The following is a 25,366-nucleotide window of genomic DNA, read 5'->3' on the forward strand; positions in this document are numbered from 1 at the left end:
TCTGCCCTCTCGGCATCAGGCCTCGACCTGACTCCACTGCTTGCTCAGGCGCTTGTCCGACACCGCCATCTTGGTGCCCAGCTGCTGGGCGAACAGCGACACGCGGTATTCCTCCAGCATCCAGCGATACAGCGTCAGCTCGGGGTCGCGCTTGCCCTCCTGGGCGTGCTTGGCCGCACGCGCCTGGTACTGCTGCCAGTAGCCGCTCAGCTCGCCGGTCCATACGCGGTCGCGCTGCACCTGGGCGCCGACCTTGTCCAGGCGCTGTTCGATGGCCTTGAGGTAACGCGGGATTTCCTTGAGCCACTCGCCCGGCGTCTCGCGCACGAAACCGGCATAGACCAGGTTCGCCAGCTGCTGCTTGATGTCGTTGAGCGCCATGGCCTGGGCCAGGTCGATCTTGCCCTTGAAGCGCTTCTGCAGGCCATGGTGCAGCTTGAGTATCTCCAGCACCTGGCGGGCGATGCGTTCGGCGTGGGCGGTCCAGTCGCCGCGCTTGCGCTCGGCCAGTTGCGCCAGGGCGGCACCGTCACGCGGCAGGCTGGCTTCGCCGTCGAGGATGCAGGCGTCCAGGCTGGCCAGCAGGATGTCTTCGACCAGCGCCTCGACGCGGCCGATCTCGCGGTAAAGCAGGCCCAGTTCGGTCAACCCCGGCAGCTTGCCGCGGAGGAACTTGGCCTGCTCGGCCAGTTGCTGCAGCAGCAGCCGTTGCAGGGCCCGACGATGCTGAAAATCCGCCTCGGCCTGGGTCGGGAAGCGCCCTTCCTTGACCACACCCGCCTCCTCCACCAGCGCCGGATAGACGGTCATGGAGAGGCCGGCGATCTTCTGCTGTGCCTTCTCGGCGACCTCGGCGAAGGCCTTGGCCTCCACCGCTTTCGGCTTGTCGCTCTGCTGCGGGATAGCCAGCGCGGCCTGGCTGGCCTCGGCGAAACGCGCGGTCAACTCGGCCAGGTCGCGGCCTTCGCCGAGGAACTTGCCGTGGGCGTCGACCACCTCGATGTTCATCTTCAGGTGGTTTTCCAGCCCGGCAGCGGCCTCGGCCCAGGCCTCGTCGGAGACCCGCACGCCGGTCATGCGCAGCAGCTCCTGGCCCAGCGCCTGCGGCAGCGAGCCCTGGCCGAACACCAGCTTGTCCAGCGCCGCGCCGACGAAGTCCGGCACCGGCACGAAGTTCTTGCGCAGCGCCTTGGGCAGGCCGCGCACCAGGGCGATGCACTTGGCTTCCAGCAGCCCCGGCACCAGCCATTCGAGGCGCTCGGGTTGCAGTTGTGGCAGCAGCGGCGCCGGCACGCGCAGGGTCACGCCGTCGCGCGGATGGTTGGGCTCGAAGTGGTAGCTCAGCGGCAGTTGCAGCTCGCCGATGCGCAAATTGTCCGGGTACTGCGCGGCGGTGACGTCCTTGGCGTCGCGCGCCAGGGCGTCTTCCTCGCGCATGATCAGCAGCCCGGCGTCGGCGGCGCTGCCCTTCTTGTACCAGGCCTCGAAACTGGCGGTCTGGTAGATGTCCTGTGGGATGCGCGCGTCGTAGTAGCCGAACAAGGTCTCTTCATCGGCGAGGATGTCGCGGCGGCGCGACTTGGCCTCCAGCTCGTCGAGGCGTTCGAGCAACTGGCGGTTGGCGGTCAGGCAGCGCACCCGGCTGTTAATCTCGCCGCGCACCAGGCCCTCGCGGATAAACAGCTCACGCGAAACCTGCGGGTCGATGGGGCCGTAGTGCACCGGGCGGCGAGCGACCACGATCATGCCGTACAAAGTGACCTGCTCGAAGGCCACCACCTGGCCGCGCTTCTTCTCCCAGTGCGGCTCCAGATAGTTCTTCTTCACCAGATGGCCAGCCAGCGGCTCGATCCAGTCCGGCTCGATCTTGGCCACCATGCGGGCGAACAGCTTGGTGGTTTCCACCAGCTCGGCGGCCATCACCCAGTTGGGCTTCTTGCGCCCGATCACACTGGACGGGTGAATCCAGAAGCGCCGCTGGCGCGCGCCGAGGTAGTCGCCGTCCTCGGTCTTCTGGCCGATCTGGCTGAGCAGGCCGGCGAGGATGGCCTTGTGCACGGCGGCGTAGTTCTTCGCCCGCACCGCCGCCTCGCTGACCTCGGCCTGCTGGCGGGCGATGGCGTTGACGCGGGTGTCCTTGGTCGGTTGCGGGGCCTTGCTGTCCGCCGGCTGTGGTTCGCGGCCGAGGCCGCTCCGACCGATGCCGCGTTCGCCTTCGAGCTTCAGCTCGCGGACGATCAGCACCAGCTGGCGGTGCGCATCGCGCCATTCGCGCAGGCGCATGTAGTTGAGGAAGTTCTTCTTGCACCAGCTGCGCAGCGGGTTGGCGCCCAGCGCCTGACGCTGCTCCTCGAAACCGCGCCAGAGGTTGATCAGCGCGGCGAAATCCGAGTCCACGTCCTTCCACTGCGCATGCGCCTGGTCGGCGGCCTGCTGGCGGTCCATCGGCCGTTCGCGCGGATCCTGCACCGATAGAGCGCTTGCGACTATGAGGATCTCCTCCAGGCTGCCCTGCCTGGCGCCTTCGAGCACCATGCGGCCCAGGCGCGGGTCGATGGGCAGGCGCGCCAGCTGGCGGCCGATGGGCGTGAGCTGGCTTTCGCGATTGACCGCCGACAGCTCCTGCAAGAGGTTGAAGCCGTCGCTGATGGCCTTGCCGTCTGGCGGCTCGATAAAGGGGAAGTCCTCGATGCTGCCCAGGCGCAGGTGCAGCATCTGCAGGATCACCGCCGCCAGGTTGGTGCGGAGGATTTCCGGGTCGGTGAATTCCGGGCGGCCTAGGAAATCCTCCTCGCTGTACAGGCGAATGCAGATGCCCGGCTCGACCCGCCCGCAGCGGCCCTTGCGCTGGTTGGCGCTGGCCTGCGACACCGGTTCGATGGGCAGGCGCTGCACCTTGGCGCGGTAGCTGTAGCGGCTGATACGCGCGGTGCCGCTGTCGATCACATAGCGGATGCCCGGCACGGTCAGGGAGGTCTCGGCGACGTTGGTGGCCAGCACTATCTTGCGCCCCGGCATCGGCACGAAGATCTTCTGCTGCTCGGCCGGGGTCAGCCGCGCGTACAGCGGCAGCACCTCGGTGTGGCGCAGGTTGGCCTTGCGCAGCACTTCGGCGGCCTCGCGGATCTCGCGCTCGCCGGGCAGGAACACCAGCACGTCGCCGGGGCGCTTGCCGACCTCGCGCTCATGGGCGGCGATCTCGTCCAGCGCGGCGAGGATGCCCTGGTCGATGGAGAGGTCGTCGAGCAGGCGCTCGCCCTCCTCGTCCACCTCGGCCGCCAGCGGCCGGTACCAGGTGTCCACCGGGTAGGTGCGGCCGGACACCTCGATGATCGGCGCGTCGTTGAAATGCTTGGAGAAGCGCTCCAGGTCGATGGTCGCCGAGGTGATGATCAGCTTCAGATCCGGGCGACGCGGCAGCAGGGTCTTCAGATAGCCGAGGAGGAAGTCGATGTTGAGGCTGCGCTCGTGCGCCTCGTCGACGATGAGGGTGTCGTACTTTTCCAGAAAGCGGTCGTGCTGGGTCTCGGCCAGCAGGATGCCGTCGGTCATCAGCTTGATCAGCGTGCTGTCGCTGCTCTGATCCTCGAAGCGCACCTGGTAGCCGACCAGCTCGCCCAGCTTGGTGCCGATCTCCTCGGCCACCCTTGTCGCCACGCTGCGCGCGGCCAGGCGCCGCGGTTGGGTGTGACCGATCAGGCCGTGCACGCCGCGGCCCAGCTCCAGGCAGATCTTCGGCAACTGGGTGGTCTTGCCCGAGCCGGTCTCGCCGGCGATCACCACCACCTGGCTCTTTTCCAGCGCGGCCTTGATCTCGTCGCGCTTGGCGGCGATCGGCAGCGCGTCGTCGTAGCGCATCGGCGGCACGCTCCGCTGGCGCGCCAGCACCTTGGCGCAGGAGGCCTGGAAGCGCTCCAGCCACTGCGCCAGCTTGGCCTCGTCCGGTTTTTTCTGCAGCTCGTGCAGTTGCCGGCGCAGGCGATGGCGGTCGGCCTGCAGGGCCTGATCGAGATTTTTGTGCAGTTGGTCGAAGCTGGGGCTGGCGTCGGTCATGGGGGCCGTGCTGGGCGAGTCGTCTGGGAGGCAGCCGCGGATTGTCGCAGATTTGCCCCGGCCAAGACGACCGCCGTCGACGCCACGGACAGCCGCGTCAGATCTGGAACTGCCCCACCAGGCGCCGCAGGCGTTCGCCCAGGCCGTTGAGGTCGCGGGAGGTCTGCGCGCCCTCAACGGCGTCGTTGGCCACGCCGTCCACCGCCACGGCGATCTGGTGCACGCTGCGGTTGATCTCCTCGACCACCGCGGTCTGCTCCTCGGCGGCACTGGCGATCTGCGCGTTCATCGAGTTGATGGTGCCGATCAACTGGGCGATGGCATCCAGCGAGGTGCCGGCGCGAGTGGCCTGCTCGCGGGTGCTGTCGCCCATCTGGGTGGCGCGCTGCATGGTGGTCACGGCCTCGTCGGTGGTGTTCTGCAGGCGGTCGATCATGCCCTGGATCTCACCCGTACTCTGCTGGGTGCGACTGGCCAGGGCGCGCACCTCGTCGGCGACCACGGCGAAACCGCGCCCCGCCTCACCAGCGCGGGCGGCTTCGATGGCGGCATTGAGCGCCAGCAGGTTGGTCTGGTCGGCGATGGCGCGGATCACTTCGAGCACGCTGACGATGCCCTGTACGTCCTGGCGCAGGGTTTCCAGCGATTCGCTGCTGGCGCGTACCTCGCCCACCAGATGATGGATGGACTGCACGCTCTGATCGACCACGCGCTTGGCCGACTGGCCTTCGGCGTCGGTATCGCGCGCCGCCTCGGCCGCGCGCTGGGCGCTCTGCGCCACTTCATGGGCAGCGGCGGACATCTCGTTGATCGCCGTGGCGACCTGATCGGTCTCGTGGCGTTGCCGCTCCATGGCCTGCTCGGAGCGCTGCGCCTGGCTGGCCACGGCGCCGACCAGTCCGGACAGGCTGCCGGTGGTGCCGGCCACCTGTTGCACCAGCAGGTGAATCTTCTCGACGAAGCGGTTGAACGAGGCGGACAGCTCGCCCAGCTCGTCGCGACTGGCGACCGGCAAGCGATGGGTCAGGTTGCCGTCGCCGGCGGCCATGTCGTCGAGGTTGGCCTTGATCAGCTGCACCGGCCGGGCGATCGACGCCGCCAGCGGCAGGGCCAGTAGCGTCAGCACCAGCAGCAGGCCGACGGCCGAGCCGATCATCACCAGCAACAGGCGGTCGGTGCTGCGCTGGAACTCGTCGCGGGCCAGTTGCACGTCGCGCTCGACGCCATCGAGGTTGACCGAGGTGCCGAACACCAGCTTCCACTTCGGCAGGTAATGGGCATAGCCCACCTTGGCCACCAGTTCCTGGCTGTCGCCGAGCACGAAGCTGTAGTCGACGTAGTGGCTGTTATCCATGCCCGCCCGCACCAGCTCGCGGATGGCGTAGATGCCATTGGGGTCGCGGTAGCCGCTGAAGTCCTCGCCGATCTTGTCGTCGGTGTTGCCCTGCAGCACCCGGCGGGTGCCGGTGTCGTAGCCCCAGAAGTAGCCGTCGACGCCGTAGGACAGGCGCTTGAGCACCTGCACCGCCTCGTCGCGAGCCGCCAGGTCGCCGTCGGCCGAGGCCTGGTACAGCGGGGCGATGGCATTCAGTGCCAGCTCGACGTACTGCTTGATCTCGCTCTTGCGATCCTCCACCAGCTTGGCGCGAGTCTGCGCCTCCTGCTGGGCGGCCAGGTTGTCGAGCACCACCATGGCGATGCTGGAGAGCAGCAGGGTCAGCAGGCAGATAGGGCCGAGGGCCAACAGCAGGACTTTGGAGCGCAAACGCAGTCGGGCGAGCATGGTCACGGCACCTTGCAACATCAGGGGGTTAAGGGAGTGGCATATTGCCGATATTCTGACGTCAGAAAAATAGAGAAACACAAAAACTGGTCGGACCAGCCGTAAAGTCGTCGGGGAAGATTCAGGTCGGCGCGGCGTGACCGCGCCTCGAATGGCCGTTACCGGGCGCAACAAACAATTGCCAGGAGCCATTTTTGGCGTCGCCTGCGACGGTCTCGCAGGGGGGCGCCAGGGATGGCGGGCAACAAAAAACCCGCCGCAGCGGGTTTTTCGGGTCAGCTCGGGCGAATCACTTCTTGCCCAGCTTCTTCAGCTCTTCGTCGCGCAGCTCGCGGCGCAGGATCTTACCGACGTTGGTGGTCGGCAGCACGTCGCGGAACTCCACGGCCTTGGGCACCTTGTAGCCGGTGAGGTTGGCGCGCATGTGCTCCATCACCTGCTCCTTGGTCAGGCTCTCGCCCGGTTTGACCACCACGAACACCTTGATCGCCTCGCCGGATTTCTCGTCCGGCACGCCAATGGCGGCGCACTGCAGCACGCCCGGCAGGGTCGCCAGCACGTCTTCCAGCTCGTTCGGGTAGACGTTGAAGCCGGACACCAGAATCATGTCCTTCTTGCGGTCGACGATGCGCAGGTAGCCGTCTTCCTGGATCAGGCCGATGTCGCCGGTCTTCAGCCAGCCGTCGGCGTCGAGGATCTCGTCGGTGGCTTCCTGGCGCTGCCAGTAGCCCTTCATCACCTGCGGGCCCTTGACGCACAGCTCGCCGATCTCGCCGATGGCCAGTTCCTGGCCCTCGTCGTTGATGATCTTGCACAGGGTCGAAGGCAGCGGAATGCCGATGGTGCCGAGCTGGATGGCGCTGAACGGGTTGACCGTGGCCACCGGGCTGGTCTCGGTCATGCCGAAGCCTTCGCAGATGGCGCAGCCGGTGACTTCCTTCCAGCGCTCGGCCGTGGCCAGCTGCAGGGCCATGCCGCCGGAGAAGGTGGCCTTCAGGCTGGAGAAGTCCAGCTTGCGGAACTCCTCGTTATTGCAAAGGGCGACGAACAGGGTGTTGAGGCCAACGAAACCGGTGAAACGGTACTTGGCCAGGTCCTTGACCACCGCCGGCAGGTCGCGCGGATTGGTCAGCAGGATGTTGTGGCCGCCGATCAGCATCATCGCCATGCAATGGAAGGTGAAGGCGTAGATGTGGTACAGCGGCAGCGGCGCGATCAGCACCTCGCAGCCTTCGTCCAGGTTGGCGCCCATCAGCGCCTTGACCTGCAGCATGTTGGCCACCAGGTTGCGGTGGGTGAGCATGGCGCCCTTGGCCACGCCGGTGGTGCCGCCGGTGTACTGCAGCACGGCGATATCGGCGTTGCTCGGGCTGGCTTCGTTGAAGCTCTGGCCGCGGCCCTTGGCCAGGGCGTCGTTGAGCTTGACCGCCTGCGGCAGGTTGTAGGCCGGCACCATCTTCTTCACGTGCTTGATCACGGCATTGACCAGCAGGCGCTTGAAGGTCGGCAGCATGTCGCCGACTTCGGTGACGATCACGTGCTTGACGCCGGTCTTGGGCACCACCTGCTCGGCCAGGTGGGCCATGTTGGCCAGGCAGATCAGCGCCTTGGCGCCGGAGTCGTTGAACTGATGTTCCATCTCCCGCGCGGTGTACAGCGGGTTGGTGTTGACCACCACCAGGCCAGCGCGCATGGCGCCGAACACCACCACGGGGTACTGCAGCACGTTGGGCAGCTGCACGGCGATGCGGTCGCCGGGCTTGAGGTCGGTGTGCTTTTGCAGGTAGGCGGCGAAATCACCGGAGAGCTGGTACATCTCGCCGTAGGTGATGGTCTTGCCCAGGTTGCTGAAAGCAGGCTTGTCGGCGAAGCGTTGGCAGGACTCCTTCAGCACCGCGAGGATGTTCGGGTACTGGTCGGGATTGATTTCGGCAGCAACCCCAACGGGATACTTGTCCTTCCAGAAGTTTTCGGTCATGGAAGCCCACTCCTAAGCAACAGCTGATCTTCACCGCGCGCAGGCGGTTGTTTGTTGTGTGTTTAGCTCGCTTTTCCATGGGCCAGACGCCCCGAAAGCGCGCCGAGAGTAGCAGCTTTGCCAAAGGCCGACCAGCACCCAACCTGGGCCGCACAGTTATAAAAGTGACTAAAATAGACCGACCGGTCACAAGCAGTTCACCCCGCCTGAAAACCAGGCAGCGCCTCTAGCTCGCCTATTGCAGCGCACATCGCCGATGTCTTGGGCGGGCGCGAAGGGGGATTGCGCTCGATGAAAGGCGTCCGAACCTCATCCGCTCGGTTACCAAATCACCACAAATGGAATGCCGTCACGGCATGGAAGGCGGGAGCTCCTCCGCCGGAACGACGGAGGAGCTTGCGGCTCAGGCGATGTCGCGCAGTTCGCGACGCAGGATCTTGCCCACCGGGGTCATCGGCAGGGCGTCCTTGAGCACGATGTGCTTGGGCACCTTGTAGCCGGTGAAGTTTTCCTTGCAGTAGGCCTTGAGCTCTTCGACCGTGACGCCGCCGTCGCGCGGCACCACGAACAGCTTGACCACCTCGCCGGATTTCTCGTCCGGCACGCCGATGGCCGCGCAGCTGGCGACTTTCGGGTGGGCCATGACCACGTCCTCGATCTCGTTGGGGTACACGTTGAAGCCGGAGACGATGATCATGTCCTTCTTGCGGTCGACGATGCGCACGAAGCCGTCCGGGTCGATCACCGCGATGTCGCCGGTCTTGAACCAGCCCTCGGCGTCGAGCACCTCGGCGGTGGCTTCTTCGCGCTGCCAGTAGCCCTTCATCACCTGCGGGCCCTTGATGCACAGCTCGCCGCGCTCGCCCAGCGGCATCTCGTTGCCGTCGTCGTCGATCACCTTGAACGCCGTGCCCGGCACCGGGATGCCCACGGTGCCCAGGCGCGCCTTGTCGCCATAGGGGTTGGTGCTGGCCACCGGCGAGGTCTCGGTGAGGCCGTAACCTTCCACCACGGTGCAGCCGGTCATCGCCTGCCAGCGCTCGGCGGTGGCCTTGACCAGGGCGGTGCCGCCGGAGTTGGTGACCTTGAGGTTGGAGAAGTCGAGGTTCTTAAACTCGGGGTGATCCATCAGCGCGACGAACAGGGTGTTCAGCCCCAGCAGCGCGGAGAACTTCCACTTGCCCAGTTCCTTGACGAAGCCGGGAATGTCGCGCGGGTTGGTGATCAGCACGTTGTGGTTGCCGTTGACCATCATGCACATGCAGTTCGCGGTGAAGGCATAGATGTGGTATAGCGGCAGCGGCGCGATCATGATCTCCTGGCCCTGCTTCATCAGCGGCTTGCCGTCGTCGCCCAGCTGCGACAGGCAGGCGTCGACCTGCAGCATGTTGGCCACCAGGTTGCCGTGGGTGAGCATGGCGCCCTTGGCCACCCCGGTGGTGCCGCCGGTGTACTGCAGCACGGCGATGTCGTCATGGCTGGCCTTGACCGGGGTCAGCGCCTGGCCGTGGCCCTGCTTGAGCACCTGCTTGAAGGCGATGGCCTGGGGCAGATGGTAGTCGGGCACCATCTTCTTGACCTTCTTCACCACGGTGTTGACCAGCCAGCCCTTGAGGCTCGGCAGCAGGTCGCCCATCTTGGCTTCGATCAGGTAATCGATCTCGGTGTCCGGCAGCACTTCCTGCACCAGCTTGCCGAACATGTTGAGGTAGACCAGCGCACGCACGCCGGCGTCCTTGAACTGGTGGCGCATCTCGCGCGCGGTGTACAGGGGGTTGGTGTTGACCACGATCAGCCCGGCGCGCATGGCGCCGAACACGGCGATGGGGTACTGCAGCACGTTGGGCATCTGCACCGCGATGCGCTCGCCCGGCTTGAGGTCGGTGTGCTTCTGCAGGTAGGCGGCGAAGGCCGCGGACAGGCGATCGAGCTCGGCGTAGGTCAGGGTCACACCGAGGTTGCTGAACGCCGGGCGGTCGGCGAACCTCTTGCACGAGCGCTCGAACACCTCGATGACCGACTTGTAGCTGGCCAGGTCGATGTCGTTGGGCACGCCGGCCGGCCGTTTGTCGCTCCAGAAATCAGGTTGCATTGTTGTTGTCCTCTTCCCCTGAAATGGTCTGGCCCGCGCTGCGGGACTGCCCGGAAAGTAGCAGCTCGGCGCCGTTGCGCAAATAGCTCAAAGGCGTCATTGATGGGCTGAATCTCGCAGCCCACCCGGCACTTTCGTTGCGCAACATCTATGATGAGCGCTCCAGCCCGAACTCGACCTCGATGCCGCCACTCGCCCTACTCGCCTGCCTGCTCCTGCTGACCTGCGCCCTGGCCCAGGCCGAGCCCGGCCCGCGCCTGGCCACCCTGGAGTACCCGCCCTACGCCTCGCAGCAACTGGACGACGGCGGCAGCATCGTCGCCCTCACCCGCCGCGCCTTCGCCCTGCGCGGCTACGCGGCGCACATCGATTTTTTGCCCTGGGCGCGGGTGCGCGCCGAACTGCGCAACGGCACCTACCAGGGCGCGCTGGCGCTGTGGCCCCGGGAGATCGGCGAAGAAGGCCTGATCGCCTCGCGCCCGCTGTTCTACAGCGAACTCGGCCTGTTCGTCCGCCAGGGCCACGAGCTGCGCTTCCAGCGCCTGCAGCAACTGGCCGGGCAGAAGCTCGGCATCGTCCGCGGCTACGGCTACCCGCAGCGCATCCTCGACGCCGGGCTGACGCTGGAGGAAGCGGTGGACGACATCAGCAACCTGCGCAAGCTGCACGCCGGGCGTTTCGACCTGGTGCTGCTGGAGCGCCGGGTCGGCGAATACCTGATCGCCGGCGACCCGCAACTGCACGGCCAGCTGCGCTGGCACGGCCGCGCCCTGGAGCGCATCCCGTTGCTGGTGGGCTTCGTCCCGGCGCAGCCGGGGCAAACCGACTGGAGCGCGATCTTCGAGCAGGGCCTGCGCGACCTGCATGCCAGCGGCGAATACATGCAGATTCTGCGGCGCCACAGCGCCAATCCCTGACAGGCTTTGCGCCGCACGGTGCGCGGTGCACAATGCGGCCAACTTCCGGCACAAGGATTCGCCATGCGCCACGACGCATTCACCCTGAACGCCAGCGACGGCCAGCCGCTGCAGGTCAACCACTGGCATGCCGAGCAGCCGCCGCGGGCGGTGGTCATGCTCGCCCATGGCATGGCCGAGCACAGCCTGCGCTATGCGCGCCTGGCCGAGGCGCTGGCGGCGGCGGGTGTGGCGCTCTATGCCCTGGATCAGCGCGGCCACGGCCAGAGCGCGGCGCACGGCACACTCGGCCACTACGCCGACGAAGGCGGCTGGGACAAGGTGGTCGGCGACCTGGCCACCCTCAACCACCATATCCGCCAGCAGCATCCGCAGGCACCGATCTTCCTGCTCGGCCACAGCATGGGCAGCTACATCGGCATGGCCTACCTGATGGGTCACAGCTGCAGCCTGCAGGGCGCGGTGCTGTCCGGCTCCAACTACCAGCCCGTGGCGCTGTACCGCATCGCGCGGCTGATCGCCGGCTTCGAGCGCTGGCGCCTGGGCCCCAAGGGGCGCAGCAAACTGATCGACTGGCTCTCCTTCGGCTCGTTCAACAAGGCGTTCAAGCCCAACCGCACCGCCTTCGACTGGCTCAGCCGCGACCCGGCCGAAGTGGACAAGTACGTCGCCGACCCGCTGTGCGGCTTCGTCTGCACCACCCAGCTGTGGTGCGACCTGCTCGACGGCCTGCAGCAGATCACCCCGCCGGCCAACCTGGCGCAGATCGACGCCGACCTGCCGCTGCTGGTGATCGGCGGCGCGCGCGACCCGGTCAGCGACGGCAAGCGCCTGGGCCACCTGGCGAATGCCCTGCGCCAGGCCGGCATCAAGGACGTGCAACTGAAGATCTACCCCGAGGCCCGCCACGAGCTGCTCAACGAGAGCAACCGCGACGAGGTCACCGCCCACCTGATCGACTGGCTGCAGCAGGCGCTGAGCCACAGTCGGCAACCTCGCAAGGAGTCCCCATGACCCAGGTCACCAATATCCCCTATGCCGCCCTCGAAGTCGGCCAGCAGGCCAGTTTCGAGAAGCGGGTGGAAGAGCGCGACGTGCAGCTGTTCGCCGCCGTTTCCGGCGACAACAACCCGGTGCACCTGGACGCCGCCTTCGCCGCCGAGACGCTGTTCAAGGAGCGTATCGCCCACGGCATGTTCAGCGGCGCGCTGATCAGCGCGGCGATCGCCTGCCGCCTGCCCGGCCCGGGCACCATCTACCTCGGCCAGCAGCTCAAGTTCACCCGCCCGGTGAAGCTCGGCGACAGCCTGACGGTACAGCTGGAAGTGCTGGAAAAGCTGCCGAAGAACCGCGTGCGCATCGCCACCCGCGTGTTCAACCAGGACGGCAAACAGGTGGTCGACGGCGAAGCCGAAGTGCTCGCCCCGGCCAGCGAGCAGACCGTGACCATGCCGGCCATGCCGCAGGTGAGCATCGGCTGACGGCCTGCCGAATGCCGGGACCCGGTGCCGAGCCCCTGCTCGGCACCTTCTGCGCCACCCTCAGCCGCCAGGCTGACCGCCGCCCCTGGAGCCCGCCCCTATGATCATCCACAATGCCCGCCTGCGCGGCCGCGACGGCCTGCAGCGCATCACCCTGGACGGCGTGCGTATCGCCGCCATCGACGCCCAGCACGCCCCGAATCCCATCGCAGAAGGCGACCTGGACGCCGCCGGCAACCTGGTCGTGCCGCCCTTCGTCGAACCGCATATCCACCTCGACGCCACCCTCACCGCCGGCGAGCCGGCCTGGAACCTGAGCGGCACCCTGTTCGAGGGCATCGAGCGCTGGGCCGAGCGCAAGGCGCTGGTCACCCATGAAGACACCAAGACCCGCGCCAAGAAGACCATCGACATGCTGGTCGACCATGGCATCCAGCACGTGCGCACCCACGTCGACGTCACCGACCCGAGCCTGGCCGCGCTCAAGGCCATGCTCGAAGTGCGCGAGGAAACCCGCCAGCTGATCGACCTGCAGATCGTCGCCTTCCCCCAGGAGGGCATCGAGTCGTACGCGGGTGGCCGCGCGCTGATGGAACAGGCCATCGCGCTGGGCGCCGACGTGGTTGGCGGCATCCCGCACTTCGAGAACACCCGTGACCAGGGCGTGGCCTCGATCAAGTTCCTCATGGACCTGGCCGAACGCACGGGCTGTCTGGTGGACGTGCATTGCGACGAGACCGACGACCCCAACTCGCGCTTTCTCGAAGTGCTGGCCGAGGAAGCCCGTGTGCGTGGCATGGGCGCGCGCGTCACCGCCAGCCACACCACGGCCATGGGCTCCTACGACAACGCCTACTGTTCCAAGCTGTTCCGCCTGCTGAAGCTGAGCGGCATCAGCTTCATCTCCTGCCCCACCGAGAGCATCCACCTGCAGGGCCGCTTCGACAGCTACCCGAAACGCCGGGGCCTGACCCGCGTGGCGGAAATCGACCGTGCCGGGATGAACGTGTGCTTCGGCCAGGACTCCATCGTCGACCCCTGGTACCCGCTGGGCAACGGCAACATCCTGCGCATCCTCGAAGCCGGCCTGCACATCTGCCACATGCTCGGCTACGACGACCTCAAGCGCAGCCTGGACCTGATCACCGACAACTCGGCGCGCGCGCTGAACCTGGGTGAAGGGTATGGGCTGGAAGTGGGCCGTCCGGCCAACCTGCTGATCCTCTCGGCACCGGACGATTACGAGATGCTGCGCAGTCAGGGCCACGCGCTGGTATCAATCCGCCACGGCAGGGTGCTGATGCGCCGTACGCCGGCGCGGGTCGAACGGGCCTGATGCTTGGCTGAAGGGGGCGGCCATGCCGCGCTGCCGCCGGAGCGGTCTCGGCCGCGAAACCGGTGCCGAGCCTCGCTGCGTCCCACGGGAAATGCGCCGGTCGTAGGGGGCTTGCTCAGTGCCAGGCCGACAGGGCTTCCCAGGCGCGGAACTTGTCGCCGGGCAGCGGCTGGCTGATCGAGAAGCCCTGGGCGATGTCGCAGCCGAAGTTGCCCAGACGGGTCAGGGTCTCCTGGTTCTCCACGCCTTCGGCGACCACCTCGAGCTCGAGGTTGTGCGCCAGCTCGACGATCGAGCGCACGATCTTCGCCGAGTCATCGTCGTCGCTGAGCATGCGGGTGACGAAGGACTGGTCGATCTTCAGCGAATCCACCGGCAGCTTCTGCAGGTAAGCCAGCGAGGAGTAGCCGGTGCCGAAGTCGTCGATGGTCAGCCGGGTGTCGAGGTTCTTCAGTTGGGTCAGGGTCTCCAGCGCCGCGACCGGATCGTCCATCAGCGCGCTTTCGGTCAGCTCGAATTCGACCCAGTTCGGCTCGGCGCCCCAGGTGGCGAAGGTGCCGCGAATGCGTTCGAGCAGCTTGGGGTCGCGCAGGTCGTGGGCCGAGAGGTTGACCGAAACCGGTCGCTCGTCGCCTTCCTCGCGCCAGGCGTAGCTCTGGCCCAGCGCCGCGTCGAGCACCCAGTAGGTGAGCGGGGTGATCAACCCGGCGCTCTCGGCCAGCTTGATGAAGTCGTTGGGCGGCAGCAGACCATGCTGCGGATGCTGCCAGCGCACCAGGGCCTCGCTGCCGCACACCTTGTTGGTGGCGATCTGCAGTTTCGGCTGATAGTGCAACAGCAGCTGGTTGCCGTTGATCGCCCGGCGCAGTTCGCTCATCAGGGTCAGGTGCTGGGCGCATTCGCGGTCCATCCCGCCCTGGAACAGCGCATAGCCGGCGCTGGAACGCTTGGCCTGATCCATGGCGCTGGCCGAGCGGCGGATCAGGGCGTCCGGATCGGTGCCGTGGCCGGGATAGAGGGCGATGCCGATGCTGGCGCGGGTATCGAGCAGCAGCCCGCTCAGGTCGATCGGTTCGTACAGCGCCACCAGGATCTTCTGCGCCAGTTGCGACGCCTGCTCGGCGCCGCCGCTGGGCATCAGCACGGCATACTCGCTTTCACCGATACGCGCCAGCCTGTTGCCGGCGCCCACCGCCTGTACCAGGCGAGCGGCGATGGCCTGCTGCAGGCGGTCGCCTTCGCGGTAGCCGAGGGTTTCGTTGATCGCCTGGTTGCGCCCGACCTCCAGTTGCAACAGACCGAGCGCCCGGTGTTCCTGCTTGGCTTCGGCGATCGCAGCTTCCAGCAACTCGCGCAGGCGCAGGCGGTTGGGCAGGCCGGTCAGCTCGTCAGCATAGGCCATGCGCCTGATGGTCGCCTCGGCCTGCAGCGCCCGATCGCGGGTGCGCAGGGTGGCGATGCCGAAGCCAAGGTCGTTGGCGGTGGCGAACAGCAGCTCGACCTCCTGCTCGTCGAAGGTGTCGCTCGCCGCGGCCATGATCACCAGCTTGCCGATCAGCCGGTCGTCCACTCGCAGCGGCAGCACTATGGTCGCCGCGAAGCCGTGCTCCTTGGCCTCGTCTCTCAGGAACCCGTCCACCGGCTCCTCGGGTAGGTTGCGTATGACCAGTGGCCGGCCGCTCTCGAGCCGGGCATCGACTCGCTGGATGTAGGCTTGGCCCTCGGCACTGGCGGCCCAGGCCTCGGCCCGCGCGAGGAAGCCGTGATCGTCGCCGGCGTAGGCGACCTGGCGTACCGGCTCGGCGGGGTCTTCCTGGCGATAGGCGACCCAGGCCAGGCGGTAGCCGCAGTCGACCACCAGTACCCGACAGACTTCCTTGAGCAGCGCGGATTCGGCGTCGGCGTGGATCAGCGCATGGTTGACCGCCACCCGCGTCGACAGGGCGCGATTGAGGCGCTGGATCTCCTGCTCGGCCTGGATGCGACGCGCCTTGCCGCGCAGGGTCTCGAGGCCGAAGGCCAGGTCCTCGGCGGCCTCGCTGAGCAACGCCATTTCCTGCGGGCCGAAGGCATCGGGTTCCGGCGCGCCGATGCCGAGGGCACCGAAGATCCGCCCTTCGACCCGCAGCGGCAGCGACATCACCGAGGCGATGCCGTGCTGGATGGCGCCTTCGCGCCAGGGCGCGGTGTTCGGGTCGGTCAGCAGGTTGTGGGTCAGGCTCAGCTGGCCGGTGCGGATCGCGGTGCCGGAGGGGCCGTGGCCGCGTTCGTTGTCGCCCCAGGAGATATTCAGCGAGTCGATGTAGGTCCTTTCGACCCCGGCATGGGCCAGCGGAGTGACGGTTTGCGCCGGATCGTGCTCGGCGCGGCCGACCCAGGCCAGGCGGTAACCGGCCTGCTCGACTATGACCCGACAGATCTCCTGGAGCAGGCTGGCTTCGTTTTCGGCGCGCAGCAGCGCCCGGTTGCAGCCGCTCAAAGTGCGCAACGCACGGTTAAGGCACAGGTGTTCCTGGTGGGTGGAACGCGACGTTGGCACGGCTTGCCTCCGACTCATGCACGACCTGGCTTGAGTATAGAGCTGCCGTCCGGGCACCGGGTTCCGCTGGCCGGACGGTACGCGGTGGCCGCCGGCGTCGCCCCAGGCTACTGCGCCACCCGCACGCTGGCAGTCATTCCCGCACTGAGCAGCAGGCCCTCGGGCAGCTCGTCGAGCTTGATCCGCACCGGAATCCGCTGCGCCAGGCGTACCCAGTTGAAGGTCGGTTCGACGTCGGCCAGCAGCTGGCCGTCCGGGCTGGCGTTGCGGTCGGTGATGCCGCGGCTGATGCTCTCCACCTCGCCGCGCAACGGCTGGTCGCCGCCCATCAGCCAGATGTCCACCGGCGCGCCGACGCGGATGCGCGGCAGCTTGGTCTCCTCGAAATAGGCCTGGATATAGAACGACGCCTCGTCCACCAGTGCCAGCACCGGCTCGCCGGCCTTGACATAGTTGCCTTCGGCCAGGCGCAGATTGGTCACCTGGCCGGCGCGCGGTGCACGCACCTCGCTGCGCGCCAGGTCCAGCTCGGCGGATTTGACCGCCACCTGCGCCTGACGATACTCGCCGCGGGCGATCTCGGCGCTGATCTGGGCGTTGTCGCGCAGCTCGGCGCTGATCGCCTGCGGCCCCAGGCGCACGCGACGGCTGGCCTCGTGCTCGCGCAGCAGCAGTTGCTGGCGCCGCGTCTCGGCCACCGCCTGGGCCTGTTCCAGTGCCACCTGATAGCGCTCGCGATCCAGGCTCAGCAGCAGCTCGCCGGCCGCAACCCGCTGGTTGTCGCGCACCTTCAGTTGGGTGACCCAGCCGGTCAGATCCGGGGCCAGGGTCACCACCTCGGCGCGCACCCGCGCGTCGCGGGTCCAGGGCGAATACAGGTAGTGCTGCCACAGCCAGGCGCCGGCCAGCAGGGCCGCTGCCACCAGGCTCAGGGTGAGGCCGAGGCGAATGCTCGCACGCATGGACATCTCCTTCATCAACTCAACACGGCGACCAGCGCCGCCAGCACACAGACATACAGGGCGCAGTCGAACAACGCCTCGTGCCAGATCCAGCGCGCCACACCAAGCCGCTGCAGGGCCAGGCGCAGCGCGCCGGTGAGCAGCAGCGCCAGCAACGCATAAAGCAGCATGGGGCTGAGCAGCACCCCGCCCAGCGCCCATTCACGCAAGCCCATGGGCTTCTCCTTGTTGCCCGCACCAGTGTTGCCAGCCGCCGTGCAGCTGCAGCAGGGCCGCCTCGGCCAGACGCCGGTCGATGCTCGGCGGCGCGCCGCGCAGGGCCTGGAGCAAGTCGTCCAGCGCGGCATCGAGGGCAGCACCCCGCGCCGGCGCCGGGCCGAGCAACAGCTGTCGGCGCAGGTGATCGAGAAAATTCGTTTCGGCCAGGCCCAGCGCGCGGTCGCCCGCCGCCAGGCAGGCGCGCAGGTGCAGCAGCTCGTCGCCCAGGTCCAGGCTGGCGATGCCGTCGTCCCAGCGGCTGCGGCTCTGGCTGGGCAGCGCCGGGTAGTGCCGCGCCAGTTGCAGCAGGCGGTCGGCCATGCGCCCGCCGAACCAGCTCTCGGCCCCGGCCAGCGGCTGACGGGTGAGCCGGGCCAGGTCCTGCAGGGTGGCGCGCAGCAGACGGCGGCCATGCCAGGCCGGGCTGCGCAAGCCGATCAGGTTGAACGCCAGCACCGCACAGCCGACGCCGATCAGCATGGCCAGCGCCTCGTTGAGGAAGAAGGCGACGTCGTACTGCATGTCGTTCTGCGGCGCGCAGAGCACGATGAAATGCAGGCTGAAGGAGGTGGCGGTGGCGCCCAGCGCCGGCTTGGCCATGCCCAGGGCGCCGAAGAACAGCGGCACGCCGAGGGCCAGACAGAGCATGGCGAAGCCGTTGAGCTGCGGCAGCAGGATCTGTCCGACGATGAATGCCAGCGGCAGCGCATAGAAGATCCCGCGCATGAACAACAGGCCGATCTGTGCGGCGTTCTCGCGGCTGGCGAACAGGCTGCAGACCACGCAGCACAGCAGCAGGGCGCCGCTGGCGGCGGTCCAGCCGCTGGCCAGCCAGAACGCCGCCAGCGCCAGGAAGGCCAGGGCGCTGCGCGCGCCATAGACCGCGGCGGTCTGCCAGTCGCTGTGCCAGGACAGTGCCGGCGACGCCTGCCCGCTCTCGCCGTGCTCCACCGCCGCCAGCGACTGGCTGGCGGTATCCAGGCGCAGCGCCAGCAACGCCAGGCGCTCCAGGCACAAACGCTGCACCGCGCTGAGCGTCGGCGCCTCGGCGGCCTGACGCAGTTGCTCGGCCAGCGCCGACAATTGCTGCGCCTGCCCCTCTGCCAGCTGCTCGCCTACCCGCTCCAGCCAAGGCGCCAGGGCGTGGCGCTCGGCCTCGCTCAACTGCCGCCACTGGCGCGCCACGCCGCGCGCCAGGCGCAGCAGGGTGAGCAGATCGCGACTCAGCGCGCGCAGGGCACGGGCGCGCTGGCGGCCGCGAGCGCCCTCGAACCAGGCGTGCTCGCGTTGGGCATCCACCGCGACGATACGCCCCAGCACCTCGAGCAGGCCCTGACGCGCCATGGCCTCGCCGACCAGTGCCGAGGCCGCGGCGTTCACCCCGGCCTGCCAGGCGCTGCGTGCCTGCTGCACCAGCTGGCGCTCGACCCGCTGCGGCCAGAGCACCGCGCTGACTGCGGTGGCGCAGACAATCCCCAGGCAGATTTCCGTGCAGCGCGCCACCGCCTGATCGAACACCGTCAGCGGCGCGTCGATGGCCGGCAGGCCGATGATCGCCACGGTGTAGCCGGCCAGCACGAAGGCATAGCTCCAGGCGCTGCGCAGCATGCTCGAGGCGGCGGTGCACAGCCCCAGCCAGAACGCCAGGGCGAGCAGGAACAACCAGGGCGCCTGGGCGAACAGCGCCATCAGCAGCACCGCCATGACGGTGCCGACCAGGGTGCCGAGCAGGCGCGCCAGGCCCTTCTGCACCACCATGCCGGACAGCGGCTGGGCGACGATAAAGGCGGTCATCAACGCCCACTGCGGCTGCGGCAGATCGAAACGGAAGGCGAACCACAGCGCCAGGCCGCCGCCCAGCAGGGTCTTGATCGCAAACTGAAGGGCCTGGGCGCTGGGCGCCACAAAGGCCAGCAGGGCATCGCGCATGGAATCGGCTTCAAGGACTGGGCGAGGAAAGCGTAGACGAGCGTCATAGCGCCCTACGAAACAAGCTAATTATTAGCTAGCTACGTAGTTTGCGCCCAGCTCCGCACGCCGCACGCCCATAAAAAAGGGCGACCGAAGTCGCCCGAATTGCCTTGCGTGCCCTGTAAACCGAAAAGATCAGCTTGGCTTGCGCTTGTGCGAATCCTTCCAGATGAAGTAACCGACCCCGCCGAAAAAGGCGACCATCAGAACAACCGTGCCGACTCCGGCGAGAACCACTGTATCGACGAACATGGCTGCCTCCTGTTGTGCCTGCCTGTCTGGGATGACTGCACCTTACCAGCGGCGGCGGGAGGACAATTGATCTGGGTCAATGCGCGACGGCGGCCGCCGCCCTGGCGGCGGCAACACTGATCCAGGTCAAGCAATCGAGGGGCACGGAGCGAGCGGACACGGCGGCAGCGCCGCCCAGGACGGCAAAGGGGCAGGAGGCTTCAGCGCTTCTTCGGTTTGTGCTTAGGCTTCTTCTTCGCCTTGGCCAGCGGCAGGGCCTGCTCGAAGGCCTGGCGCATCTCGTCGAGACGCTTGTCGTTGAGGTCGTGGATGCGCTTGCCGCGTTCGGCGGCGAAGTCGATCAGCTTGTCGTCGTTGCTCATAGCGGAAACCGGATCAGGCGAAAGGTCAGGTTCAGACGCGGCGCGCAGGGCTGGCGCGTCTTCGCCACTTGGTGCTGCCAATGATGCTGGGTCGGCCCGCGCATGACCAGTAGCGAGCCGTGTTCCAGGGTCAGCGAATGGCCGATGCGCGTGCTGCCGACCCGGCGCAGGTCGAAGCGCCGGCTGCCGCCGAGGTTGAGCGAGGCGATCAGCGGATTGCGCCCCAGCTCGGCTTCGGCATCGCTGTGCCAGCCCATGGAATCCTGGCCATCGCGGTAATAGTTGAGCAGCACGGCATTGAGCGGCTGGCCTACGGCCTTCACGATCTGCCGGCGAATCTCATCGAGCAACGGCGTCCAGGGCAGCGGCTGGTGAAGCTTGCCGGAATAGCGATAGCGCGCCTCGGGCTCGCCGTACCAGGCGGTCAGGCGCGGCACCCGGTGGTAACGGCCATGGATGAACAGCTCCGGCTGCTGCCAGGGCGTCTCGTCCACCAAGGCGGCGAGCCAGGCATCGGCCACGGCGGCGTCGACCCAGCCCGGCTGGTAGTCCAGCTCGGCATCGGCCAGCTCGGGCAAGGGATCGGCAAACAGCATGATCAGACTCGGAGAAAGACACAGGCGGCCAGTCTGTCAGACTTCCACATCCACCCATAATCCCTGGCGCGGCAGATCGCCCAGTGCCTGCTCCACCTCCTCCGGCTCGGCCGCAGCCAGCTGTTCGGGGGTGTAGCCGCGGCGCTGACGGCGGCGCTGCTCTTCGCGCAGCAGCTCCTCGGTTTCCTGCGGGTGGCGCTTGTCCAGGTTCAGCGCGCTTTCCTTGGCGCTGGCCTCGGCTGGCGTCACCGGCGGAATCTCGGGCTTGGGCTTGATCACGTCTTGCGAGGCAGTGACCGGCACCAGGCTGTGGGGGATAGGTGGTAACACGTAATCGCACCTCCTTTGGTCAGGCTGTCGGCCCCGCAAGCCGCGACTTTAGGCGGTGCTCGCTACACTTTCGACTGAGTCGAACGGCATAAGTGCCATGGCCGCTTTGGCCCGGGCAGCGCATCCGTTACCATAGCCGGCTTTTTCACGCGGGGAGACAGGCATGCAGTATCAACCGGGGCAACGCTGGATCAGTGACAGCGAGGCGGAATTGGGGCTGGGCACCATCCTCGCCGAGGACGGCCGCCTGCTCACCGTGCTCTACCCGGCCACCGGCGAGACGCGCCAGTACGCCACCCGCAACGCCCCGCTGACCCGCGTGCGCTTCGCCCCGGGCGACGAGATCACCCATTTCGAGGGCTGGAAGCTCACCGTGCAGGAAGTCGAGGACATCGACGGCCTGCTGGTCTACCACGGCCTCAACGGTCAGCACCAGAGCGTCACCCTGCCGGAGACGCAGCTGTCGAACTTCATCCAGTTCCGCCTGGCCAGCGACCGCCTGTTCGCCGGGCAGATCGACCCGCTGGCCTGGTTCGCCTTGCGCTACCACAGCCTGGAACACAACAGCCGCCTGCTGCAATCCTCGCTGTGGGGCCTGGGCGGCGCGCGCGCCCAGCCGATTGCCCATCAGCTGCACATCGCCCGCGAAGTCGCCGACCGCATCGCCCCGCGCGTGCTGCTGGCCGACGAGGTGGGCCTGGGCAAGACCATCGAGGCCGGCCTGGTGATCCACCGCCAGCTGCTCTCCGGCCGCGCCGGCCGCGTGCTGATCCTGGTGCCGGAGAACCTGCAGCACCAGTGGCTGGTGGAGATGCGCCGGCGCTTCAACCTGGACGTGGCGCTGTTCGACGCCGAGCGCTTCATGGAAAGCGACGCCAGCAACCCCTTCGAGGATTGCCAGCTGGCGCTGGTCGCGCTGGAGTGGCTGAAGGACGACGAGAAGGCCCAGGACGCGCTGTTCGCCGCCGGCTGGGACCTGTTGGTGGTCGACGAAGCCCACCACCTGGTCTGGCACCCGGAACAGGCCAGCGCCGAGTACTCGTTGGTCGAGCAACTGGCCGAAGTCATCCCCGGCGTGCTGCTGCTCACCGCCACCCCCGAGCAGCTCGGCCAGGACAGCCACTTCGCCCGCCTGCGCCTGCTCGATCCGGCGCGCTTCCATGACCTGGACGCTTTCCGCGCCGAGAGCGGCCAGTACCGTCCGGTGGCCGAGGCGGTGCAGGAACTGCTCGACCACGGCAAGCTCAGCGCCCAGGCGCGCGACGCCATCGGCGGCTTCCTCGGCGACGAGGGCCGCGAGCTGCTCGACGCCATCGACGGCGGCGACGAAGCCGCCCGCGCGCGCCTGGTGCGCGAGCTGCTGGACCGCCACGGCACCGGCCGCCTGCTGTTTCGCAACACCCGCGCGGCGGTGCAGGGTTTCCCCGAGCGCGAGCTGCACCCCTACCCGCTGCCCTGCCCGGTCGAATACCTGGAGCTGCCGGTCGGCGAGCATGCCGAGCTGTACCCGGAAGTCGGCTACCAGGCCCAGGACGAGGTGGACGAGGAGCAGCGCTGGTGGCGCTTCGACCCGCGCGTCGAGTGGCTGATCGACACCCTGAAGATGCTCAAGAAATACAAGGTGCTGGTGATCTGCGCCCACGCCGAGACCGCCCTGGACCTGGAAGACGCCCTGCGCGTGCGCTCCGGCATCCCGGCCACGGTGTTCCACGAGGGCATGAGCATCCTCGAGCGCGACCGCGCCGCCGCTTACTTCGCCGACGAAGAATTCGGCGCCCAGGTGCTGATCTGCTCGGAGATCGGCTCCGAAGGCCGCAACTTCCAGTTCGCCCATCACCTGGTGCTGTTCGACCTGCCGGCCCACCCGGACCTGCTCGAACAGCGCATCGGCCGTCTCGACCGCATCGGTCAGAAGCACCGTATCCAGCTCCATGTGCCCTACCTGGAGAACAGTCCGCAGGAGCGTCTGTTCCAGTGGTATCACCAGGCGCTGAACGCCTTCCTCGCCACCTGCCCCACCGGCAACGCCCTGCAGCACCAGTTCGGCCCGCGCCTGCTGCCGCTGCTGGAAAGCGGCGACGACGGCCAGTGGCAACAGTTGATCGACGAGGCCACCGCCGAGCGCATTCGCCTGGAAGGCGAGCTGCACAGCGGCCGCGACCGTCTGCTGGAACTCAACTCCGGTGGCGCCGGTGAAGGCGAGGCGCTGGTCGAAGCCATCCTCGAGCAGGACGACCAGTTCAGCCTGCCGATCTACATGGAAGAGCTGTTCAACGCCTTCGGCATCGACAGCGAAGACCACTCCGACAACGCCCTGATCCTGCGCCCCAGCGAGAAGATGCTGGACGCCAGCTTCCCGCTCGGCGACGACGAGGCGGTGACCGTGACCTACGACCGCGACCAGGCCCTGGCCCGCGAGGACATGCAGTTCCTCACCTGGGAACACCCCATGGTGCAGGGCGGCATGGACCTAGTGCTGTCCGGCTCGATGGGCAACACCGCGGTGGCGCTGATCAAGAACAAGGCGCTCAAACCCGGCACCGTGCTGCTGGAACTGCTCTACGTCAGCGAAGTGGTCGGCCCGCGCAAGCTGCAACTGGGCCGCTTCCTGCCCCCGGCCGCCTTGCGCTGCCTGTTCGACGCCAATGGCAACGACCTGGCCGCCAAGGTCGGCTTCGAAACCCTCAACGACCAGCTGGAAAGCGTGCCGCGCGCCAGCGCCAACAAGTTCGTCCAGGCCCAGCGCGACGTGCTGACCAAGCAGCTCAACGACGCCGAAGCCAAGGTCATGCCGCGCCACGTCGAGCGCGTGGCCGAGGCCAAGCGCCGCCTGATCGCCGAGCTGGACGAGGAACTGGCGCGTCTGGTCGCCCTGCAGGCGGTCAACCCCAGCGTGCGCGACAGCGAGATCGAGGCCCTGCGCCAGCAGCGCGAGCAGAGCCTGGCGATGTTCGACAAGGCTGCCCTGCGTCTGGAAGCGATTCGCGTATTGGTGGCCGGTTAAGTGCTGAAAAGCCCCTCTCCCTCTGGGAGAGGGTTCAATGCCCGCCCCCTGTTATGCCTGTCCGGGCGACGAACTGTGGCAAATGGTGCGCACGACCTGGGCGGCCCCGCGACACCCTAGGGCTTGTCGTCCGCCTCGCGTGCCTCCAACTCCTCCAGCCTTTTCTGCAGAAACTGCCGATCCGGCCCCTGCTGCGCCAGCGCCAGGGCCTGGCGGTAGGCGGCACGCGCCTGTTCGCGGCGGCCCAGGCGGCGCAGCAGGTCGGCGCGGGCGGCATGGGCCAGGTGGTAATTGTCCAGCTCGCCGGCCGCCAGCAGCCGGTCGACCTGCGCCAGCCCCGCCTCGGGGCCGTCGCGCATGGCCAGGGCCACCGCGCGATTGAGCTCGATCACAGGCGAGGGCGTCAGGCGCAGCAGTTCATCGTACAGGCCGACGATCTGCGCCCAGTCGGTCGCCTCCAGGCTCGGCGCCTCGGCATGCACCGCAGCAATCGCCGCCTGCAGGCTGTAGGGGCCGAAGCGTCGCGAATGCAGGGCCTGCAGCACCAGCGCCTCGCCCTCGGCGATCAGCTCGGGGTTCCACAGACCGCGATCCTGCGCCTCGAGCAGAATCACCTCGCCGTCGGCGCCGCTGCGTGCGGCGCGGCGCGACTCGTGCAGCAGCATCAGCGCCAACAACCCCTGCACCTCCGGCTCGGGCAGCAACTCCGCCAGCAACCGCCCCAGGCGAATGGCCTCGTCGGACAACTGACTGCGGGTCAGCGAATCGCCGGAGCTGGCGAAGTAGCCCTCGTTGAACACCAGGTAGACCACCCGCAACACCGCCTCCAGGCGCTCGGGCAGCTCGCTGCGCCCCGGCACCTCGTAGGGAATCCGCGCCTCGCGGATCTTGCTCTTGGCACGAACGATGCGCTGGGCCAGGGTCGCGGGGCTGGCAAGAAAGGCACGGGCGATCTCCTCGGTGGTCAGGTCGCACACCTCGCGCAGGGTCAGCGCCACCTGGGCATCGTTGGCCAGCGCCGGGTGGCAGCAGGTGAAGATCAGGCGCAGACGGTCGTCTTCGAGCAGTTCACCCTCCTCCAGCGGCGCCTCGTCGGGCAGCTCGACCTGCTCGTCGAGCGGCTGGAAACGACGCTGGCGGCGCAGGTTGTCGATCACCTTGAAGCGCCCGGTCGACACCAGCCAGGCGCGCGGATTGGCCGGCACGCCCTCCTGCGGCCACTGTTCCACCGCCACGCGAAAGGCCTCGTGCAGCGCCTCCTCGGCCAGGTCGAAGTCGCCCAGCAGGCGGATCAGGGTCGCCAGCACGCGGCGCGACTCCTCGCGATACAGGCGTTCGATCAGGGCGCCGATCTCGCTGGGTGTATCCATTGCAACGGCCTCCATGGCGACGACGAGGCTCAACAATGCCCGCTAAGCGGGCAATGGTCGAGAGGCGGCACGATCCGCCACT

Annotated in this window: 18 protein-coding genes and 2 pseudogenes; 5 read left to right on the plus strand and 15 right to left on the minus strand. The window is 67.6% G+C overall.

Annotated elements, in window-relative coordinates; genetic code table 11:
- Positions 1 to 15: 15 nt before the first annotated feature.
- The 6 genes and pseudogenes from hrpA to AC1G9C_RS16765 all read right to left on the minus strand — a co-directional run bounded on the left by hrpA (position 16) and on the right by AC1G9C_RS16765 (position 10,054).
- Positions 16 to 4,053, minus strand: coding sequence for an ATP-dependent RNA helicase HrpA (gene hrpA / locus AC1G9C_RS16740; RefSeq protein WP_480408245.1), 4,038 nt, complete (start codon positions 4,051 to 4,053; stop codon positions 16 to 18).
- Between the two features lie 97 nt (positions 4,054 to 4,150).
- Positions 4,151 to 5,143, minus strand: a pseudogene (locus tag AC1G9C_RS16745) (methyl-accepting chemotaxis protein); the annotation flags it as partial.
- Positions 5,144 to 5,305: 162 nt separating this feature from the next.
- Positions 5,306 to 6,028: pseudogene (locus AC1G9C_RS16750) on the minus strand (cache domain-containing protein); the annotation flags it as partial.
- Between the two features lie 97 nt (positions 6,029 to 6,125).
- The gene (gene fadD1 / locus AC1G9C_RS16755) at positions 6,126 to 7,814 is read right to left on the minus strand and encodes a long-chain-fatty-acid--CoA ligase FadD1 (protein ID WP_021444432.1); all 1,689 of its coding nucleotides are present in this window, start codon (positions 7,812 to 7,814) and stop codon (positions 6,126 to 6,128) included.
- Positions 7,815 to 8,217: 403 nt separating this feature from the next.
- On the minus strand, positions 8,218 to 9,906 hold the full coding sequence (gene fadD2 / locus AC1G9C_RS16760; RefSeq protein WP_021444431.1) for a long-chain-fatty-acid--CoA ligase FadD2: 1,689 nt from the start codon (positions 9,904 to 9,906) through the stop codon (positions 8,218 to 8,220).
- On the minus strand, positions 9,896 to 10,054 hold the full coding sequence (locus AC1G9C_RS16765) for a hypothetical protein (protein WP_480408246.1): 159 nt from the start codon (positions 10,052 to 10,054) through the stop codon (positions 9,896 to 9,898). The genes fadD2 and AC1G9C_RS16765 overlap by 11 nt, the downstream gene beginning before the upstream one ends.
- Positions 10,055 to 10,088: 34 nt before the next feature.
- Between AC1G9C_RS16765 and AC1G9C_RS16770 the strand changes: the two genes are divergently transcribed.
- From AC1G9C_RS16770 to codA, 4 genes are all read left to right on the plus strand, one after another.
- Entirely contained in the window at positions 10,089 to 10,823 is a 735-nt protein-coding gene (locus AC1G9C_RS16770; protein WP_480408247.1) for a substrate-binding periplasmic protein, read from the plus strand.
- Between the two features lie 63 nt (positions 10,824 to 10,886).
- Entirely contained in the window at positions 10,887 to 11,837 is a 951-nt protein-coding gene (locus tag AC1G9C_RS16775) for an alpha/beta hydrolase (RefSeq protein WP_480408248.1), read from the plus strand.
- Entirely contained in the window at positions 11,834 to 12,304 is a 471-nt protein-coding gene (locus AC1G9C_RS16780) for a MaoC family dehydratase (RefSeq protein ID WP_021444428.1), read from the plus strand. Before AC1G9C_RS16775 ends, AC1G9C_RS16780 begins: the two co-directional genes overlap by 4 nt.
- Positions 12,305 to 12,404: 100 nt before the next feature.
- Positions 12,405 to 13,640 carry a cytosine deaminase gene (gene codA, locus AC1G9C_RS16785; RefSeq protein WP_480408249.1) on the plus strand — a complete coding sequence of 412 codons (1,236 nt, stop codon included), beginning with the start codon at positions 12,405 to 12,407 and terminating at the stop codon, positions 13,638 to 13,640.
- A 115-nt stretch (positions 13,641 to 13,755) separates the two neighbouring features.
- On the opposite strand, the gene AC1G9C_RS16790 is transcribed toward codA, so the two are convergent.
- The 8 genes from AC1G9C_RS16790 to AC1G9C_RS16825 form a co-directional block, all read right to left on the minus strand.
- Positions 13,756 to 16,179 carry a bifunctional diguanylate cyclase/phosphodiesterase gene (locus AC1G9C_RS16790; protein WP_480408250.1) on the minus strand — a complete coding sequence of 808 codons (2,424 nt, stop codon included), beginning with the start codon at positions 16,177 to 16,179 and terminating at the stop codon, positions 13,756 to 13,758.
- Positions 16,180 to 16,286: 107 nt separating this feature from the next.
- On the minus strand, positions 16,287 to 17,141 hold the full coding sequence (locus tag AC1G9C_RS16795) for an efflux RND transporter periplasmic adaptor subunit (protein WP_457787649.1): 855 nt from the start codon (positions 17,139 to 17,141) through the stop codon (positions 16,287 to 16,289).
- Positions 17,142 to 17,155: 14 nt separating this feature from the next.
- A complete protein-coding gene (locus AC1G9C_RS16800; protein WP_122107507.1) occupies positions 17,156 to 17,356 on the minus strand; it encodes a DUF1656 domain-containing protein in 201 nt (66 codons plus the stop codon).
- A complete protein-coding gene (locus AC1G9C_RS16805; protein WP_480408251.1) occupies positions 17,343 to 19,328 on the minus strand; it encodes an FUSC family protein in 1,986 nt (661 codons plus the stop codon). The genes AC1G9C_RS16800 and AC1G9C_RS16805 overlap by 14 nt, the downstream gene beginning before the upstream one ends.
- 177 nt (positions 19,329 to 19,505) lie before the next feature.
- The gene (ccoM, locus tag AC1G9C_RS16810; RefSeq protein ID WP_021445694.1) at positions 19,506 to 19,622 is read right to left on the minus strand and encodes a cytochrome c oxidase subunit CcoM; all 117 of its coding nucleotides are present in this window, start codon (positions 19,620 to 19,622) and stop codon (positions 19,506 to 19,508) included.
- 200 nt (positions 19,623 to 19,822) lie between these two features.
- Positions 19,823 to 19,984 (minus strand): hypothetical protein, encoded by a 162-nt coding sequence (locus AC1G9C_RS16815; RefSeq protein ID WP_021445693.1) that lies wholly within the window; start codon positions 19,982 to 19,984, stop codon positions 19,823 to 19,825.
- Positions 19,981 to 20,580, minus strand: a complete 600-nt coding sequence (locus AC1G9C_RS16820) for an alpha-ketoglutarate-dependent dioxygenase AlkB family protein (protein ID WP_480408252.1) — start codon at positions 20,578 to 20,580, stop codon at positions 19,981 to 19,983. The genes AC1G9C_RS16815 and AC1G9C_RS16820 overlap by 4 nt, the downstream gene beginning before the upstream one ends.
- 36 nt (positions 20,581 to 20,616) lie before the next feature.
- The gene (locus AC1G9C_RS16825; RefSeq protein ID WP_021445691.1) at positions 20,617 to 20,910 is read right to left on the minus strand and encodes a hypothetical protein; all 294 of its coding nucleotides are present in this window, start codon (positions 20,908 to 20,910) and stop codon (positions 20,617 to 20,619) included.
- Between the two features lie 163 nt (positions 20,911 to 21,073).
- Here AC1G9C_RS16825 and rapA point away from each other — a divergent pair, with 163 nt between their 5' ends.
- On the plus strand, positions 21,074 to 23,914 hold the full coding sequence (rapA, locus tag AC1G9C_RS16830) for an RNA polymerase-associated protein RapA (RefSeq protein WP_021445690.1): 2,841 nt from the start codon (positions 21,074 to 21,076) through the stop codon (positions 23,912 to 23,914).
- A 116-nt stretch (positions 23,915 to 24,030) separates the two neighbouring features.
- Here rapA and AC1G9C_RS16835 read toward each other — a convergent pair whose 3' ends face one another.
- Positions 24,031 to 25,284: an RNA polymerase sigma factor gene (locus AC1G9C_RS16835; protein ID WP_480408253.1), complete on the minus strand. Its 1,254-nt coding sequence runs from the start codon at positions 25,282 to 25,284 to the stop codon at positions 24,031 to 24,033.
- Positions 25,285 to 25,366 lie beyond the last annotated feature (82 nt).

This window comes from Pseudomonas sp. ABa2, from assembly GCF_056676075.1.